Genomic DNA, 16,629 nt, shown 5'->3' on the forward strand with positions numbered 1-16,629 from the left:
CCTTGCTGACGTGCGAGCCGCCCTCAGCGTGACGCATCGATCGTCTCCTTCCAGAAGTGGCAGGCGCTGCGACGGTTCTCGGAGACGCGGTAGAGCGGCGGGACGTCGGTGCGGCACACGTCCTGGACCATCGGGCAGCGCGGGTGGAAGGCGCAGCCCGGCGGGATGTGCACGAGGTTCGGCGGCAGGCCCTTGATGGCGAAGAGCTCCTGGCCCTTCTGGTCCAGGCGCGGGATCGATTCGAGGAGCCCCTTGGTGTACGGGTGCGCGGGCGCCTTGTAGATCTCGTGGACGGGGGCGTGCTCGACGATGCGGCCCGCGTACATCACGGCGATCTTGTCGGCGACGTCGGCGACGACACCGAGGTCGTGGGTGATGAGGATGAGCCCCATGTTGAGCTCGCGCTGCAACTCGGCGAGCAGGTCCATGACCTGGGCCTGCACGGTCACGTCGAGGGCGGTGGTGGGCTCGTCGGCGATGATCAGGTCGGGTTCGAGGGCGAGCGCCATCGCGATCATGATGCGCTGGCGCATGCCGCCCGAGAACTGGTGCGGGTACTGCCCGACCCGCTCCTTCGCCGCCGGGATGCGTACCCGGTCCATCAGCTCGACGGCCCTGGCCTTGGCGTCCTTCCTGGACATGCCCCGGTGGACGGAGAACAGCTCGCCGATCTGGTCGCCGACGGAGAGCACCGGGTTGAGGGAGCTGAGCGCGTCCTGGAAGATCATCGCCATCTCGGCGCCCCGGACCTTCCTGCGCTCATCCTCCTTGAGCTTCAGCAGGTCGCGGCCCTTGAAGAGGACCTCGCCGCCGGTGATCCGCCCGGGCGGCACGTCGAGGATGCCCATGATCGCCTGGGCGGTGACGGACTTGCCGGACCCGGACTCGCCGAGCACGGCGAGGGTCTCACCGGCGTCGACGGTGTAGTTGACGCCGTTCACCGCGTGGGCCACGCCGTCCCGCGTGCGGAACTCGACGTGCAGGTCGCGTACTTCGAGCAACGGCATGGGCGCTACCTCAGCTTCGGGTCGAGGGCGTCGCGCACCGCGTCGCCGAGCATGATGAACGCGAGGACCGTGATCGCGAGCGCGCCGGCGGGCCAGAGCAGCATGTGCGGGGCGTTGCGGATGTACCCGGAGGCCGCCGAGATGTCGATGCCCCAGCTCACGGCCGGTGGCTTCAACCCGACACCGAGGTACGAGAGGGTCGCCTCCAGGGCGATGTACGTACCGAGGGCGATGGTCGCGACGACGATGACGGGCGCGACGGCGTTCGGCGCGATGTGGCGGAGCAGCATCCGTGAGTTGGAGGCGCCGAGCGCGCGGGCCGCCTGCACGTAGTCGTTCTGCTTGGCGGTGATGACCGAGCCGCGCGCGATACGGGAGATCTGCGGCCAGCCGAGCAGCACCATGAAGCCGATGACGGGCCAGACGGTGTTGCTGGTGACGACCGAGAGCAGGACCAGGCCGCCGAGGACGACGGGGATCGCGAAGAAGATGTCGGTGATGCGGGAGAGGACCGCGTCCCAGGCCCCGCCGAAGAACCCGGCGAGCCCGCCGAGGACCGAGCCGAGCAGGGCGACACCGACCGTGGCGCAGACGCCGACGGTGATGGAGTTGCGGGCGCCGTGCACGGTGCGGGTGTAGACGTCGCAGCCCTGGCCGTCGAAGCCGAAGGGGTGCCCCGGCTGGGAGCCCTGCTGGCGCTTGGCCAGGTCGCAGGAGAGCGGGTTGCCGGAGGCGATGAGCTGCGGCCAGATCGCGATGACGACCAGGAACAGGATGACGAGCGCCGAGATGATGAAGACGGGGTTGCGCCGCAGGTCCCGCCAGGCGTCGGACCACAGGCTGCGGGGCTTGCCCGCGGGGTCGCCGGGTCCGAGGGCCGGGCCCTCGATCAGCGCGCCCTCGCTGGTGGCGAGGTCCATGGCGCCGCCCATGCCGGTCGCGGCGATGGCGCCGTCCTCGGGCGCGCGTCCGCCGCCGGTCGCTCCGGGCCGTCCGGAGGGGGGCTCTGGCGCGTGCGGTTCAGGCATAGCGGATCCTCGGGTCGAGTACGGCGTACAGGAGGTCGACGATCAGGTTCACCGCGAGGAAGACAAGGACGAGGATGGTCACGAAGCCGACCACGGTCTGGGTGTTCTGGCGCAGGATGCCCTGGTAGAGCTGGAAGCCGACGCCGTGGATGTTGAAGATGCGCTCGGTGACGATGGCGCCGCCCATCAGCGCGCCGACGTCGGCGCCGATGAAGGTGACGACGGGGATGAGCGAGTTGCGCAGCAGGTGCCGGGTGATGACGCGGCGCCGGGGCAGCCCCTTGGCGATGGCGGTGCGGACGTAGTCGGCGCGCTTGTTCTCGGCGATGGACGTCCGCGTGAGCCGGGTGACGTAGGCCAGGGAGACGGAGGCGAGCACGAGCCCCGGCACGATGAGTTCGCCGAACGGGGCGTCGGTGGAGACGGCGGGATTGATCCATCCCCACTTGACGCCGAGCAGGAGTTGGAGCAGCAGACCGGTGACGAACGTCGGCACGGAGATGACGACGAGGGTCAGCAGCAGCACGGTGGTGTCGACGGGACGCCCGCGCCGCAGACCGGTCAGGACGCCGAGGGTGATGCCGACGACGATCTCGAAGAGGATCGCCACGATCGTCAGCCGGATGGTGACGGGGAACGCCGTCGACATCAGCTCGGTGACCTTCTGGCCGTTGAACGCCGTACCGAAGTCGCCGGTGAAGACGTTCCCCATGTAGGTCAGGTATTGCTGCCACACCGGCTTGTCGAGGCCGAACTCCTTGGAGAGCTGGGCCTTGGTCGCGGGGTCGCAGGCCTTGTCGCCGCAGAGCCCCGCGATGGGGTCGCCCATCACGTTGACCATGAGGAAGATCAGCAGCGTCGCCCCGATGAAGACCGGGATCATCTGGAGCAGCCGCCGGATCACATACCGTCCCATCGAGGGCTCCGTCCCTGGCGTCCGGTGTGGGTCAGTTGACCTTGATCTCGTTGTAGACGGGGACGCTGAACGGGTTCAGCGCGACGTTGGAGACCTTGTCGGAGTAGCCCGCGCTGCCGTTCTGGTACCAGAGCGGAATGGCCGCCATGTTGTCCCGTACGACCTCCTGGGCCTGCTGGAACACCTTGACCGCCTGCGCCTGGTCGGACTCGCCGTTCGCCTTGTCGACGAGGGAGTCGAACTTCTTGTTCGACCAGTGGCCGTCGTTGGAGGAGGCGTTGGTGTAGTACAGCGGCTGGAGGAAGTTCTGGATGAGCGGGTAGTCCATCTGCCAGCCGGCGCGGAAGGGGCCCGTCATCTTCTTGTCGGTGATCTTGTTGCGGAAGTCGGCGAAGGTGCCGGTGGGGCTGCCGACGCACGCCTTGTCGTTGCCGAGGGCGTTGTTGATGGAGTTGCAGACCGCGTCGACCCACTCCTTGTGGCTGCCGGTGTCGGCGTTGTAGCCGATCCTCACCTGGCCGCCCGGGATCCCGCCGCCCTCCTTGACCAGCTTCTTCGCCTCGTCGGGCTTGTACTCGCAGTACTCGCCGCAGAGCCCGTCCTTGTACCCGCCGTCCTTGCCGAGCACCGGCGAGGTCCAGTCGGTGGCAGGGGTACGGGTCTTCTGGAAGATGGACTCGGTGATCTGCTTGCGGTTGATCGCCATGGACAGGCCCTTGCGGACCTTGTCGCTGTCCGCCTTGTTCCACGCGGAGTCGTAGAACGGGAAGGCGAGCGTCTGGATGATGCCGGCCGGGGTGTTGATGTACCGCCCGTTCAGATCGCTGTCGGCGTTGCTGAGCTGGGAGGCGGGCACGTCGTCGACGAGGTCGAGGTTGCCGGCCGTCAGGTCCGTGTAGGCGGTGTTGTTGTCGGTGTAGACCTTCAGGTCGACGCCGCCGTTCTGCGCCTTGTCGTCACCGGGGTACTTGTCCCACTTGCGAAGGGACATCTGGGACCCCTTCTGGTACGACTGCACGGTGTAGGGCCCGTTCCCGACGGGCTTGCTGACGTACGAGTCGTGATCGTCGAAGAACATCTTCGGCAGCGGGGCGAAGGCGGCGTAGCCGAGGGTGTCGGGCCAGGTCGAGAACTTCTGGGTGAGCTTGACCGTGAACGTGCGGTCGCCGGTGACCTTGAGCCCGGAGAGGGTGTCGGCGCTCTGCTTGCCCGAGTCGGGGTGGACCTTGTCGTACCCCTCGATCTGCCCGAAGAAGTACGCGTTCTTCTGGTTGTTCTTGAGGCTCGCCCCGTAGTTCCAGGCGTCGACGAAGGACTTGGCGGTGACCTTCTCGCCGTTGGAGAACGTCCAGCCGTCCTTGACCGTGATCTTGAAGTTGGTCTGGTCGTCGGTCTCGATCTTCTCCGCGAGCATGTCCTTCGCGGCACCGGTCTTCGGGTCGTACCGCTTGAGCCCCCGGAAGATCATGTCGAGGACCTTGCCGCCCTGCACCTCGTTGGTGTTGGCGGGCTCCAGCGGGTTCTGCGGATCGCCCCACGAGGACCGGACGACCCCGGAGCCGTCACCGCCACCGCCGCCACCGCTGTCGCCGCCCCCACCACAGGCCGTCGCCGCCAGCGCTACGACCACCGCGCCTGCCGCCCACTTGGCGTGCGTGGCTCCTCGCATGGAGTGCCTCCCTCATACCGGTCACAAGTCACGTACGCCTAAATATCGACGTCACTTGCACATACCGCATGTTTTGGGCGGCCTTACGGATGGGGGGCACACAAAAAGCCCGGCCCGGTGTTTCCACCGGGCCGGGCCTCGATTCCGCTGAACCGACGGGGTCAGTTGTCCTTTTCCAGCGCCGCCAGCGCCGGGTCGAGGACGATGTCCTCCGCCCGCGCCTCGATGGTCGGCTCCTCGGGGAAGTGGCAGGCCGTCAGGTGGCCGGGCTTGCTGCCGGCGATCTGGACGAGCGGCGGCTCCTCCGTGGCGCACTTGTCCTGCGCCTTCCAGCACCGCGTACGGAACCGGCAGCCGGACGGCGGCGCGATCGGCGAGGGCACGTCGCCCTCGAGGCGGATGCGCTCCTTCTTCTCGGCGTCGATGTCCGCGTCGGGCACGGCCGACATGAGCGCGTGCGTGTACGGGTGCCGGGGCCGGTTGTACAGCGAGTCCCGGTCGGCGATCTCGACGATCTTGCCGAGGTACATGACGGCGACGCGCTGCGAGAAGTGCCGCACGATCGCGAGGTCGTGCGCGATGAAGACGAACGCGATGCCCATCTCGCGCTGCACCTTCTGCAGCAGGTTGACGACCTGCGCCTGGATGGAGACGTCGAGCGCGGAGACGGGCTCGTCGGCGATGATGAGCTTCGGCTCCAGGGCCACCGCGCGGGCGACACCGATGCGCTGGCGCTGACCGCCGGAGAACTCGTGCGGGAAGCGGTTGTAGTGCTCCGGGTTGAGACCGACGATCTCCAGGAGCTCCCGGACGCGCTTCTCGCGGCCGCCGGGCGGGTTGATCCCGTTGATCTCCATCGGGCCGGAGATGATCGTGCCGACGGTCTGGCGCGGGTTCAGCGACGCGTACGGGTCCTGGAAGATCATCTGGATCTCGGACCTGATGGGCGCGAGCTGCTTGCGGTTGGCGTGGCTGATGTCCTGGCCGTTGTACGTGATGGTGCCCGCGGTGGGCTCGTACAGACGGGTCAGGAGCCGGCCGGTCGTCGACTTGCCGCAGCCGGACTCGCCGACGAGGCCGAGGCTCTCGCCCGGGAAGACCTCGAAGTCGACGCCGTCGACGGCCTTGACCGCGCCGACGGTGCGCCGGATCGGGAAGCCGCCCTTGATCGGGAAGTGCTTCTGCAGGCCCTCGACCTTCAGCAGCGGGGCGGTGTCACCGTCGCGCTGCCCGGGGATCGCTTCGGCGACCGCCGTGGTGCTGTTGTTGTTGTCGCTCATGGTTCTGCCCCAGTCGCCGGTCTCTGCTCAGCCCAGCCGGGGCTGAATCGTCTCGATGAACACCTGCTGCTTCTGCTCCGCCGTCAGGTGGCAGGCGGCGCCCCGTCCGGCCGGGAGCAGCGGTCGCTCGCCCGAGCAGCGGTTGCCGGACACCTTGTCGGTGAAGGCGCAGCGCGGGTGGAACGGGCAGCCCGTGGGCGGGTTGAGCAGCGAGGGCGGCGAGCCGGGGATCGGCAGCAGCGGCTCGTCGACGTCGGAGGTCAGCCGCGGCATCGAGCTCAGCAGGCCCCAGGTGTAGGGGTGCTCGGGCGTCTTGAGCACCTCACGGGTGGTGCCGCGCTCGACGGCCCGGCCCGCGTACATCACGAGGATGTCGTCGGCCATGTTCGCGACGACGCCCAGGTCGTGCGTGATCATGATGATCGCGGAGCCGAACTCCTGCTGCAGGTCCTTGAGCAGGTCGAGGATCTGCGCCTGCACGGTCACGTCGAGCGCGGTGGTCGGCTCGTCCGCGATGAGCAGTTCGGGGTTGCAGGCCAGCGACATGGCGATCATGGCGCGCTGGCGCATACCGCCGGAGAACTGGTGCGGGTAGTCGTCGACGCGCTGCTTGGGGTGCGGGATGCCGACCTTGCCGAGCATCTCGATGGCCCGGTCCCTGGCCTCCTTCTTGGAGGCGCCGGTGTGCTTGCGGTACGGCTCCGCGATCTGCCGGCCCACGGTGTAGTAGGGCGACAGGGCGGTCAGCGAGTCCTGGAAGATCATCGCCATCTTGTTGCCGCGGAGCTTTTCCAGCTCGGGCTCGGTGGCGGTGAGCAGTTCCTGGCCGTCGAGGAGGATCTCGCCGTCGATGGTGGTGGTCATCGGGTTGTGCAGGCCGAGCACGGTCAGGTTGGTGACCGACTTGCCGGATCCCGACTCACCGACGATGCCGAGCGTCTTGCCGCGCTCGAGGTCGAAGGAGAGTCCGTCCACCGCCTTGACGGCGCCGTCCTCGGTGGAGAACTGCACCCGCAGGTCGCGTACCGACAGGAACGCCTCGGATCCGGTCGGGGCCGGGGCGTCCTCGGTCTTGGTGAGTGTGGTCACGGGGGTTCTCCTAGGACAGGCGCACGCGCGGGTCGATCACGGCGTACAGGGCGTCCACGACGACATTGCAGATGATGATGAAGGCGGCACTGAGGATCATGACGCCCATGAGGACCGGCAGGTCCTTCAGCACGACCGAGTCACGGGCGAGGCGGCCGAAGCCGGCCAGGCCGAAGGTGAGCTCCGTGACCATGCCACCGCTGAGCAGGGCGCCGATGTCCATGCCCAGGATAGTGATGATCGGGATGATCGATCCGCGCCAGGCGTACCGGAAGAAGACGTACCGGCTGCTCATGCCCTTGGCCTTGGCCGCCCGCACGTGTTCTTCCTGCAGTTGCTCGATCATCGAGGAGCGGGACATACGCGTGTAGTTGGCGGTGAAGATCGTCGCCATGACGAGCCACGGGATCAGCAGGCCCATGAACCAGCCGCCCGGGTCCTCCGTGATGGGGACGTACTTGGGCTTGTCCAGCCAGCCGGTGCTGTAGACGGTGATGCCGAGCACGATCGGGCCGAGGAAGTAGATCTGGAACGAGCTGAGCACCAGCGAGCCGCCGCTGAAGGTCTTGTCCAGCCAGGTGCCGCGGAAGCGGGCCGCCATCATGCCGGCGCCGAGGCCGACGAAGAGGAAGACGATGAGTCCGCCGAAGGTCAGCGAGAGCGTCAGCGGGAGGCGGTCCATCATGGTGTCCCACACCATCTGGTTGTTGCGGAACGAGACGCCGAAGCACGGCGCGTCGCAGTGTCCCACCGCGAAGTCACGTCCGGCGAAGATGCCGGAGAGGTAGTTCCAGTACTGCACCGGCACCGGGTCGTTCAGGCCCAGGTTCTTGTGGATGATCGCCAGCGCGTCCGGGGTGCAGTTCTTGCCGCACGCGAGTGTCGCCGGGTCCTGTGGGATGGCGAAGTACATGAAGAACGTGAAGGCGCTGATCAGCAGAAGGATGAGTGCTGCGCCGAACGTCCGGCGTATGAGAAATCGAAGCATCGCTAAAAGCTGCTCTCAGGACGGCGGCGGTGGGAGGCCAGGAGGGGGGTCCGGCGGCCCGGGGGTGAAGGCTCCGCCGCGCCTCCACCCCCGGTGACTGCCTTGTGCTGCTTACTTCTTGAGGTAGACCGAGGTCGGGTCCGTGTAGCTGGTCACGGTCGAGTACCGCAGGCCACCGACGTTGGAGCCGGCGATCTGGAACACCTTGGTGTAGTAGATCGGGGCAGCCGGGTTGATCTTCTCGGAGATGTACTTCGAGAGCTTCGCGTACTCCGAGGCGCGCTGGTCGGCGTCCGCGATCTTCTGGATGCGGGCCAGTTCCTCGTTGACGTGCTTGTCGTTGGTGTGCGAGTAGTTCGACGAGCCGTCCTGGATCTGGGCACCGTCGAAGGACGGCGGGAAGACGGTGTTGCCGTCGGCCCAGTCCTGGCCCCAGCCGGTCATGTAGAGGTCAAAGCCGTTCTTGACCTTGCCCATCTGCTCGTACCACGTGGCGTTGTCGACTTCCTTCTTCTGGATGTCGAGGCCGATCTTGTCCAGCTGGTTGATGATCAGGTTGGCCTGCGTGGTGCGGACCGGGGTGTTGGCGTACGCGTAGACGAGCTTCTTGCCCTCGGCGCCCGCCTCCTTGATCAGCTTCTTCGCCGCCTCGATGTCACCGTTCGGCTTCTTGGTCCGGTTGAACGGGTCGTAGGTCTTGTCGTAGCCCGGGGTGGTGGGCGACATCAGCGAGGTGGCGGGGTCGCCGCCGTAGGCACCACCGTCGGAGCGGGCGGCCGAGGTGGCCGGCATCGCGAGGGCGATGGCGTCACGGATGCGCTTGTCCTTGACGCGGTCCATGTTGAAGTTGAGCTGCCACACGTAGGGGGCGTAGCCCTGGATCGTGCGCTTCATCACGGCCTTGTCGCGCGTGATCTTCTGAAGCTGCGTGGCGTCGATCTGGCCGGTGAACATGATCGCGTTCTTGGCCTCGCCGCGGTCGGCCAGGATCGTCTTGGTCTGGTCGTCCTTGGTGTGGTTGAACTCGATGTTGAAGCCGTCCACGTACGCGTGGCGCAGCGGGTCCGTCTTCTCGTCCCAGGCGGTGTTGCGCACCAGGCTGAGGGACTTGCCCGGCTTGTAGGAGGCGACCTTGTACGGGCCGGTGGCGACCGGCTTCTGGTCGTACTTCTGCTTGGTGTCCGTCTTCTCGGGCACGACGGAGTAGGCGGCCATGGCGAGCGCCTGCGGCACGTCGGTGTGCGCCTCGAGGAAGTGGAACGTGATGGTCTTGTCGTCCGGCGTCGCGAGGACCGAGTCGGGCAGGTGCTTGCCCTTGTACGGACCCTGGTAGGCGTCGCGGTACTTGGTGCCCGCGCCGGAGAGCCACTGCTGGATGTACGTCGGGCCGTCCGTGATGAACGGGTCGTACATGCGCTCGATGGAGTGGCGGATGTCGGCCGAGGTGATGACGTGGCCGTTCTGGTCCTTGACGCCGTCCTTCAGCGTGAAGGTCCAGGTCTTGCCGCCGTCCGAGGACTTGCCCGGGTCGGTGGCGAGGTCGCCGACGACCGTCTGGTTGCCCTTCTCGTCCTCGGTGTACGTGGTCAGGCCACGGTAGAGGAGCTTGGAGAGGAGACCGGCGTCGGAGACGTAGATCTGACCCGGGTCCAGGTGCGAGAAGTCGCTCTCCTGGTAGACCTGGACCGTGCCGCCCTTCTTGGCGCCCGGGACGGGCTCGGCGGGGCCGACGGAGTCCTGGGCGGTGCCCATCGCGACCGGCTTGGCCTGGGCCGCCGCGTCGTTCTGGGACTTGCCCACGGGCTTGTCGCTGCTCTTGCTGCCACTGCTGCAGCCGGTCAGCGCGAGGGCGCCGACAGCCGCCGCGGCGACCGTTGCCTGCGCCGTGCGCGATCGAAGGATGCTCATGGAGTTGCGTCCACCTGCCTGTGAGTAGTGATCCTGCGGTGCTGCCTGGCGCATCCGGGTTGGTCGTCCGGCGCCCGGGTGGCAGCTTCCCCCTGGATGGTGCTGGCTCAGCGTCCGGTCTTGGGATCGAAGGCGTCCCGGACCGAGTCACCCAGGAGGTTGAACGCCACGACGAAGACGACCATGGCGACACCCGGGAAGAACATGTAGGTCGGGTCCTGCTCGTAGATGTTCGCGGCCGTGGCGAACATCAATCCCCAGTCGGGGGTGGGGTCTTGGTACCCCACGCCGACGAAGGAGAGGAAGGCGACCGAGAGGATGGTGCTGGGCAGCAGGTACGTGCCCTGCACGATGATCGGCGTGACCAGGTTGGGCAGCAGCTCCTTGCGGATGATCCGCCAGGGCGAGGCGCCCGCGACCTTCGCCGCCTCGACGAACTCCCGCTCGCGCAGGGAGAGGGTGACGGCGCGGATCAGACGCGCCAGGCTCATCCAGGTCAGCAGCCACATCACGCCGGTGATGGCGAGGAAGCGGACGTAGGTCGGCGTCTCCTCGTCCGGCGCGACGAACACCGTGACGACGACGGGCATGACCGCGACCATGAACAGCTGGCTGGGCAGCGCGAGCATGAAGTCGGTGAAGCGCCCGAGCCAGTAGTCGATCTTGCCGCCGAAGTACCCGGCGGTCAGGCCGATCACGATGCCGATGAGCACCATGCCGATGGTGGCGAGCAGGGCGGTGAACAGCGACGTACGCATGCCGTACAGCAGGTACGCGAAGACGTCACGCCCGTAGTTCGGGTCGATGCCGAACCAGTGCTCGGGCGACATGCCGCCGTTGGGCCCGGCCGGCAGGTTGAACTCGTTGAGGAGGGTCGGGTCGTCCTGACCGTAGAAGGTGTACGGGTCCTTGCCGTACAGCTTCGTGATGACCGGCGCGAGCGCGGCTATCAGGAAGAAGACGATGACAATGCAGGCCGACACGATGCCCGTCTTGTCCCGCTTGAAGCGGCGCCACATGAGCTGACCGGGGCTGCGCCCCTCCAGCTTCTTGGGCTCCTTCGCGTCACCCTGCGGCGCGCTCTCTTTGTCCAAGGCGGAAGAGGTCTCGGCGCCCTCAATCTCGATTGGACTCGTCATGAATTCGTCCATTTCACAGGTGTTGGAGGTCGTCGGCCGGGTAATCGGTGATCCGACGGCCGTCGCACGGCGTACGTCATTCGAAGCGCGCGATGGGAACAACGACTGGGGTGGACACACCCCTTGGGGAACCCTGGTCCGCGGCCGGCCTCGGCCTGCCGTCAGGACCGAGTCGTCAAGAGCGCTCGCGACGCTGGATCGTTACCTCGTCCACCACGGGGACGGGGCGAGACGTGCCCGCGGGACCAACACCTGTCATCGGGGACGACGCGACCCATATGGCGCTTGTGGCACCTCGCATGGGTTCCTCCTCATGAGTCCACTTTGTTCACTACAAGTGGGGGCACAAGTAACCCAGCCGACACCCCTGACGGCGAAGGTTTGAGTGCCCCAGTGTGCTCGCGAGTCGGCGCTCCCCACAGCGCGTGACCCATTGACCCGAGCTCTACGCCGTCAACTATTAGCCACGCGGCCTTCCTCGACCACACCCTTTTGGTCTCGGTTCGATCACACCTGATGCGTACATTGCCCAAAATCCGGACAAACTGATCCGAGATAGAGGGCCACGAAACGGACGTGTTACATATCTATCGACCATCGGTGCCCGGATATCGGACACCCGGGTGGACTTAATCACTTGCGTCCGAGCGGTTCTTGACCCGTTGTTGGGCGAGACCTGACCTCGCGCTGTCAATCCGCGTAGACACGGGCAGATTAGCGCCAACGCGAAGGGCCCGGCACCCCTCGCGGGGGTACCGGGCCCGAGGGCTCAGGGGCGGGCGCCTCAGCCGTGCTTGGCGCGCGAGGCGGAGCGGCCGCGCTCCTTCTGGTCCAGGACGACCTTGCGGATGCGGACGGCCTCCGGGGTCACCTCGACGCACTCGTCGTCGCGGCAGAACTCCAGGGACTGCTCCAGGGACAGCTTGCGGGGCGGGACGATCGCCTCGAAGGAGTCGGCGGAGGAGGAGCGCATGTTGGTGAGCTTCTTCTCCTTGGTGATGTTGACGTCCATGTCGTCGGCGCGCGAGTTCTCGCCGACGATCATGCCCTCGTACACCTCGGTGCCGGGCTCGACGAAGAGGACGCCGCGCTCCTGGAGGTTGGTCATCGCGAAGCCCGTGACGGCGCCCGCGCGGTCCGCGACCAGCGAACCGTTGTTGCGGGTCGTCAGCGTGCCGAACCAGGGCTCGTGGCCCTCGTGGATCGAGTGGGCGATGCCGGTGCCGCGGGTGCTCGTCAGGAACTCCGTACGGAAGCCGATGAGGCCGCGCGAGGGCACCACGAACTCCATGCGGACCCAGCCGGAGCCGTGGTTCGACATGTTGTCCATACGGCCCTTGCGGACGCCCATGAGCTGCGTGACGGCGCCCATGTGCTCCTCGGGCACGTCGACCGTGAGGCGCTCGACGGGCTCGTGGACCTTGCCGTCGATCTCCTTGGTGACGACCTGCGGCTTGCCGACGGTCAGCTCGTAGCCCTCGCGGCGCATCTGCTCGACCAGGATGGCGAGCGCCAGCTCACCACGGCCCTGCACCTCCCAGGCGTCGGGACGCTCGGTGTCCAGGACACGGAGGCTGACGTTACCGATCAGCTCGCGGTCCAGGCGGTCCTTGACCTGGCGGGCGGTGACCTTGCGGTCCTTGACGGCCGACTTGGCCGCCGCGCCCTTGCCGGTGCCACCACGGCCGACGAGCGGCGAGGTGTTGGTGCCGATGGTCATGGAGATCGCCGGCTGGTCGACCGTGATCAGCGGCAGCGCGACCGGGTTCTCCGGGTCGGCGAGCGTCTCACCGATCATGATGTCGGGGATGCCGGCCACGGCGCAGATGTCGCCCGGGCCCGCCATCTCGGCCGGCTTGCGGGTGAGCGCCTCGGTCATCATCAGCTCGGTGATGCGCACGTTCTGGATCGAGCCGTCGCGCTTGATCCACGCGACCGTCTGGCCCTTGCGCAGCTCGCCCTGCTCGACGCGGAGCAGGGCGATGCGGCCGAGGAAGTTGTCGGCGTCCAGGTTGGTGACGTGCGCCTGGAGCGGGGCCGACTCGTCGTACGTCGGGGCCGGGACGTGCTCCAGGATCGTGGAGAAGAACGGCTCCAGGTTGGTGGAGTCCGCCGGGACCGTGCCGTCCTCCGGCTTGGTCAGCGACGCGACGCCGTCACGGCCGCACGCGTAGACGATCGGGAACTCGATCTGGTCCTCGTCGGCGTCCAGGTCGAGGAAGAGGTCGTACGTCTCGTTGACGACCTCGTCGATGCGCGAGTCGGGGCGGTCCGTCTTGTTGATGCACAGGATCACGGGGAGCCGCTGCTGGAGCGCCTTGCGCAGCACGAAGCGGGTCTGCGGGAGCGGGCCCTCGGAGGCGTCGACGAGCAGGACGACCGCGTCGACCATCGACAGACCGCGCTCGACCTCGCCACCGAAGTCGGCGTGGCCGGGGGTGTCGATGATGTTGATCGTGATGACCTCGCCGCCGTCCTTGGGGTGATACTTCACCGCCGTGTTCTTGGCGAGGATCGTGATGCCCTTCTCACGCTCCAGGTCATTCGAGTCCATCATGCGATCGTCGAGGGACTCGGCGGCGTGCGCGGCGAACGAGCCCGCCTGCTTGAGCATGGCGTCGACGATGGTCGTCTTGCCGTGGTCGACGTGGGCGACGATAGCGACGTTTCGGATGTCGTGGCGCGTGGCCATATTGCGGCGTACTCCCGGAATAGGTGACGGCTGCGCGTACATCAGTGATACGCGCGCCCTGCCGGGCTGGACACGCCACGGCCTCACCCCATGGTACGTGGCTTGACGAGTGGGGGCGCTTCCGGCCCGGGTGGGGAGGGCAGGAGAGCACGGCGAGCGGCGGACCGCTCGGGGAAAACTGCAGGTCAATGGGTACAACGAACCTTGCCCGCCGGGTCGTCCCGCGGGCAAGGGAGTTGAGCTCGATCTGAGGTTGAGATTCTTTTGTGCCCGGCCGTACGCCTAGCCCCGGGCGCCCTTCCCGAGATAGCCGATGTCCTCGTAGTGCGGGGTCTGGAAGCCGAAGGCGCCCGCGTTGGCGAGGTCCGCGCGGGCGGCGACCAACTGCGGCCGCTGATAGAGGGGGATCGACCCCGCGGCGGCCCAGATTCGCGCGTCGGCCTTCTTGACCAGGGCGTTCTCCTCGTCCGCGTCGAGTTCCCCGATGGCCTGGTCGAAGAGCTGGTCGATGTGGTCGGTGCCGACCCGCGTGTAGTTCTGCTCGACGGTGAGCGAGCCGTCGGCGGCCGGGATCGGCTTGGCGTAGATCGGGCGGGCATCGGTGGCCGGATAGGCGGAGGCGGGCCACGAGTACAGCGCCAGGTCGTACTCGCCGGACGCGATGTGGTCCTTGAAGTAGCTCTCGTCGTCGACCTTCATCACATCCGTACGGACACCGATCCTGCCCAGCATCTGCGTGATCCGGTCCGCGACCGCGCGCAACTGCTCCGAACCGGCGCCGGAGGGAAGCACAAAACGCAAGGTCAGCGGCTTGCCGTCCTTGGCGAGCGCACCGGCGGCGGCAGCACCGGCGGGCGCGGCCGTGCCCCTCGGGGCGTAGGCGCCGGAGACGGCGTGGCCTTCCCGCCCGTGCTCGGCGCCCTCGGCCCGCTTCGAGTCCGAGGTGTCGCCCTCGCCGCCCGCCGTCCTCGGCCGCTCCTTCTTCTCCTTCACCGGCCCGCCCGGCACCCAGCCCGCCTCGGCGAGCAGGGCCTGCGCCTCCGCCATGTCCTGGTCGCCGAGCGCGCTGCTGTTGTCGGTGTACGCGGCCTGCCCGGCCAGGGCGAGGTGGTTGTCGACCGTGGAGACCGGCAGGCCGAGCGGGCGCAGGGCCACCGCGGCGAGCTGGTCGCGGTCGAGGGCGCGGGCCACGGCGCGGCGCACGCGCTCGTCGGCGAGCGGGCCCTGCGCGCCGTTCAGGGCGAGCTGCGTGTAGGCGGGGGCGAAGGACTTGCGCACCTTGAACGCGTGCAGGCGCTTCTGCTCCCGCGCGTACTTCCTCACCGCCTTACGGGTCTTCGCGCGGGCGGCCATCTCGTCGTAGGCCGCCTCCTCGTCGTCGCCGTGCGCGATCGCCCAGGAGCGCAGCGCCTCGGCGGGGGTCAGGGAGGAGCCGGGGCCATGGCTGAGCGGGCCCGCGGAGCCGTGGTCGCGGGCGGCGTGGGCGATGCGTTCGGCGCCGCCCGCGTCCACGTCCGCCAGGTCCAGCCTGCCCGCGGCGAGAGCCGCCGCCCGCTTCGCGCGCGGGACCGCCGTGAGCACGAGCTTGTCCAGCTTGGGGCGCTCGCCCCACCAGCGCGGATTGCGGTCGAGGGTGACCTTCTTCGCGGCCCGGTTCACCGAGTCGACGGCGAACGGGCCCGCCGTCACCCTCAGCTTGCGGCGCGCGCCCTCGTTGAAGGCGTCCGGGGTGCCCATGACGTCCTTGGGGTACAGCGGCGAGAACAGGGCGCGCCAGTCCGCGTACGGCTTGGCGAACGTCACCCGGACCTCCAGGTCATTCGCGCCGCGCTCGATCTTCTCGATGCGGTCGTACCCGGCGTTGTGCGCGGTCCAGTACGCGCTGTCCTTCCCGGACAGGGCGCGCCACTGGGCGGCGAAGTCGGGGGCGCCGATCTCGCGGCCCGTGGACCAGACGGCCTCCTGGTTCAGCTTGTACAGGACGACCTGCTTCGGCTCCGTCTCGACGACCTCCGCCTTCTCCAGGTAGTCGGCGTCGCGGCGCGGCCTGCCCTGTGCGTCGAGGCGGAACATCGACGGCAGGACGGCGCCGGTGACACGGCTGGTGACCGCGTCGGCGTCCGCCTGGAAGGAGTTCAGGGTCCGCGGCATGGCGTCGATCGCCCAGCGCACGCTGCCGCCGTCCTTCACCCGGTCCCGGGCGGCCGGGGCGATGTCCGGGCCCGCGGTCGGGGTCCACGGGTGGTCGTCGGAGCCGCACCCCGCGAGAGTGGTCACGGCGAGGGCGCCGCACACGAGGAACGCGGTTGCGCGTGGGCGCCTCTTGTTGTCATGCATCTCGACGGGTACCTCCGGTGCGGGCCGGTTCTGTCTCGTTCGGCGGTATATGTCGCTGATCACATCTATCGGCCCACTGAAGTGGATCCAGCGGCACCCGCCCGGCGACACGGCGCCCGCCCCCACCGAACCTCACCCGTGCGGCCCAACCCCGGGGGCCTACCGGGGGATCCGGCCCCTGCGGGACGGGCGGCCGCGGGTGCGTCGTGGCTGGTCGCGCAGTTCCCCGCGCCCCTGAAATACGCACTACGTGCGCCATTCCAGGGCGCGGAGGGAGGCCGGGGGCCGCAGGAGGCCGGGAGGCCAGGAGGCCGGGGGAGCCAGGAGGCCGGGGAGGCCGAGGCAGGCCGGGGAGGCCGAGGCAGGCCGGGGAGGCCGAGGCAGGCCGGGGAGGCCGAGGCAGGCCGAGGGAGGTAGGGGCAGGCCGAGGGAGGTAGGGGAGGCCGGAGCGGCCGGAGAGGCCGGAGAGGCCGAGGGAGGCCGGAGAGGCCGAGGGAGGTAGGGAAGGCGAGGGAGGTAGGGAAGGCGAGGGAGAGAGGCGCGGCGGAGCCGCGGGCCTCTTAGGGGCGCGGGGAA

Annotated in this window: 11 protein-coding genes; all 11 read right to left on the minus strand. The window is 68.2% G+C overall.

All coding sequences use genetic code 11. The annotated features are described in order from the left end of the window. Positions 1-23: 23 nt before the first annotated feature. The 11 genes from ABZ877_RS05310 to ABZ877_RS05360 all read right to left on the minus strand — a co-directional run bounded on the left by ABZ877_RS05310 (position 24) and on the right by ABZ877_RS05360 (position 16,053). Positions 24-1,007, minus strand: coding sequence for an ABC transporter ATP-binding protein (locus ABZ877_RS05310; protein ID WP_361064608.1), 984 nt, complete (start codon positions 1,005-1,007; stop codon positions 24-26). A 5-nt stretch (positions 1,008-1,012) separates the two neighbouring features. Then, complete coding sequence (locus tag ABZ877_RS05315) at positions 1,013-1,939, minus strand: ABC transporter permease (protein ID WP_361064789.1); 927 nt, start codon at positions 1,937-1,939, stop codon at positions 1,013-1,015. Positions 1,940-2,027: 88 nt separating this feature from the next. Then, a complete protein-coding gene (locus ABZ877_RS05320; protein ID WP_361064611.1) occupies positions 2,028-2,951 on the minus strand; it encodes an ABC transporter permease in 924 nt (307 codons plus the stop codon). 31 nt (positions 2,952-2,982) lie between these two features. After that, positions 2,983-4,620 carry an ABC transporter substrate-binding protein gene (locus ABZ877_RS05325; protein WP_361064614.1) on the minus strand — a complete coding sequence of 546 codons (1,638 nt, stop codon included), beginning with the start codon at positions 4,618-4,620 and terminating at the stop codon, positions 2,983-2,985. A gap of 161 nt (positions 4,621-4,781) precedes the next feature. Beyond that, entirely contained in the window at positions 4,782-5,900 is a 1,119-nt protein-coding gene (locus ABZ877_RS05330) for a dipeptide ABC transporter ATP-binding protein (RefSeq protein WP_361064617.1), read from the minus strand. Positions 5,901-5,927: 27 nt separating this feature from the next. Next, a complete protein-coding gene (locus ABZ877_RS05335; protein ID WP_361064620.1) occupies positions 5,928-6,989 on the minus strand; it encodes an ABC transporter ATP-binding protein in 1,062 nt (353 codons plus the stop codon). A gap of 10 nt (positions 6,990-6,999) precedes the next feature. Beyond that, positions 7,000-7,977: an ABC transporter permease gene (locus ABZ877_RS05340; RefSeq protein WP_361064623.1), complete on the minus strand. Its 978-nt coding sequence runs from the start codon at positions 7,975-7,977 to the stop codon at positions 7,000-7,002. A gap of 111 nt (positions 7,978-8,088) precedes the next feature. Further along, positions 8,089-9,885 carry an ABC transporter substrate-binding protein gene (locus tag ABZ877_RS05345; RefSeq protein WP_361064626.1) on the minus strand — a complete coding sequence of 599 codons (1,797 nt, stop codon included), beginning with the start codon at positions 9,883-9,885 and terminating at the stop codon, positions 8,089-8,091. Between the two features lie 107 nt (positions 9,886-9,992). Then, a complete protein-coding gene (locus ABZ877_RS05350; RefSeq protein WP_361064629.1) occupies positions 9,993-11,024 on the minus strand; it encodes an ABC transporter permease in 1,032 nt (343 codons plus the stop codon). A 784-nt stretch (positions 11,025-11,808) separates the two neighbouring features. Then, a complete protein-coding gene (gene typA, locus ABZ877_RS05355; protein WP_361064632.1) occupies positions 11,809-13,716 on the minus strand; it encodes a translational GTPase TypA in 1,908 nt (635 codons plus the stop codon). Between the two features lie 282 nt (positions 13,717-13,998). Continuing rightward, complete coding sequence (locus tag ABZ877_RS05360; RefSeq protein ID WP_361064635.1) at positions 13,999-16,053, minus strand: ABC transporter family substrate-binding protein; 2,055 nt, start codon at positions 16,051-16,053, stop codon at positions 13,999-14,001. Between the last annotated feature and the right edge of the window lie 576 nt (positions 16,054-16,629).

It is taken from the genome of Streptomyces sp. NPDC046939, assembly GCF_040644575.1.
In the GTDB taxonomy this organism is placed as follows: Bacteria; Actinomycetota; Actinomycetes; order Streptomycetales; family Streptomycetaceae; genus Streptomyces.

Bases quoted from the DNA above. Each gene is read 5' to 3' on its own strand.
- ABZ877_RS05360 (WP_361064635.1), bottom strand. From the start codon at position 16,053: ATGCATGACAACAAGAGGCGCCCACGCGCAACCGCGTTCCTCGTGTGC.
- ABZ877_RS05320 (WP_361064611.1), bottom strand. From the start codon at position 2,951: ATGGGACGGTATGTGATCCGGCGGCTGCTCCAGATGATCCCGGTCTTC.
- ABZ877_RS05345 (WP_361064626.1), bottom strand. From the start codon at position 9,885: ATGAGCATCCTTCGATCGCGCACGGCGCAGGCAACGGTCGCCGCGGCG.
- ABZ877_RS05350 (WP_361064629.1), bottom strand. From the start codon at position 11,024: ATGACGAGTCCAATCGAGATTGAGGGCGCCGAGACCTCTTCCGCCTTG.
- ABZ877_RS05325 (WP_361064614.1), bottom strand. From the start codon at position 4,620: ATGCGAGGAGCCACGCACGCCAAGTGGGCGGCAGGCGCGGTGGTCGTA.
- ABZ877_RS05340 (WP_361064623.1), bottom strand. From the start codon at position 7,977: ATGCTTCGATTTCTCATACGCCGGACGTTCGGCGCAGCACTCATCCTT.
- ABZ877_RS05330 (WP_361064617.1), bottom strand. From the start codon at position 5,900: ATGAGCGACAACAACAACAGCACCACGGCGGTCGCCGAAGCGATCCCC.
- typA (WP_361064632.1), bottom strand. From the start codon at position 13,716: ATGGCCACGCGCCACGACATCCGAAACGTCGCTATCGTCGCCCACGTC.
- ABZ877_RS05315 (WP_361064789.1), bottom strand. From the start codon at position 1,939: ATGGGCGGCGCCATGGACCTCGCCACCAGCGAGGGCGCGCTGATCGAG.
- ABZ877_RS05310 (WP_361064608.1), bottom strand. From the start codon at position 1,007: ATGCCGTTGCTCGAAGTACGCGACCTGCACGTCGAGTTCCGCACGCGG.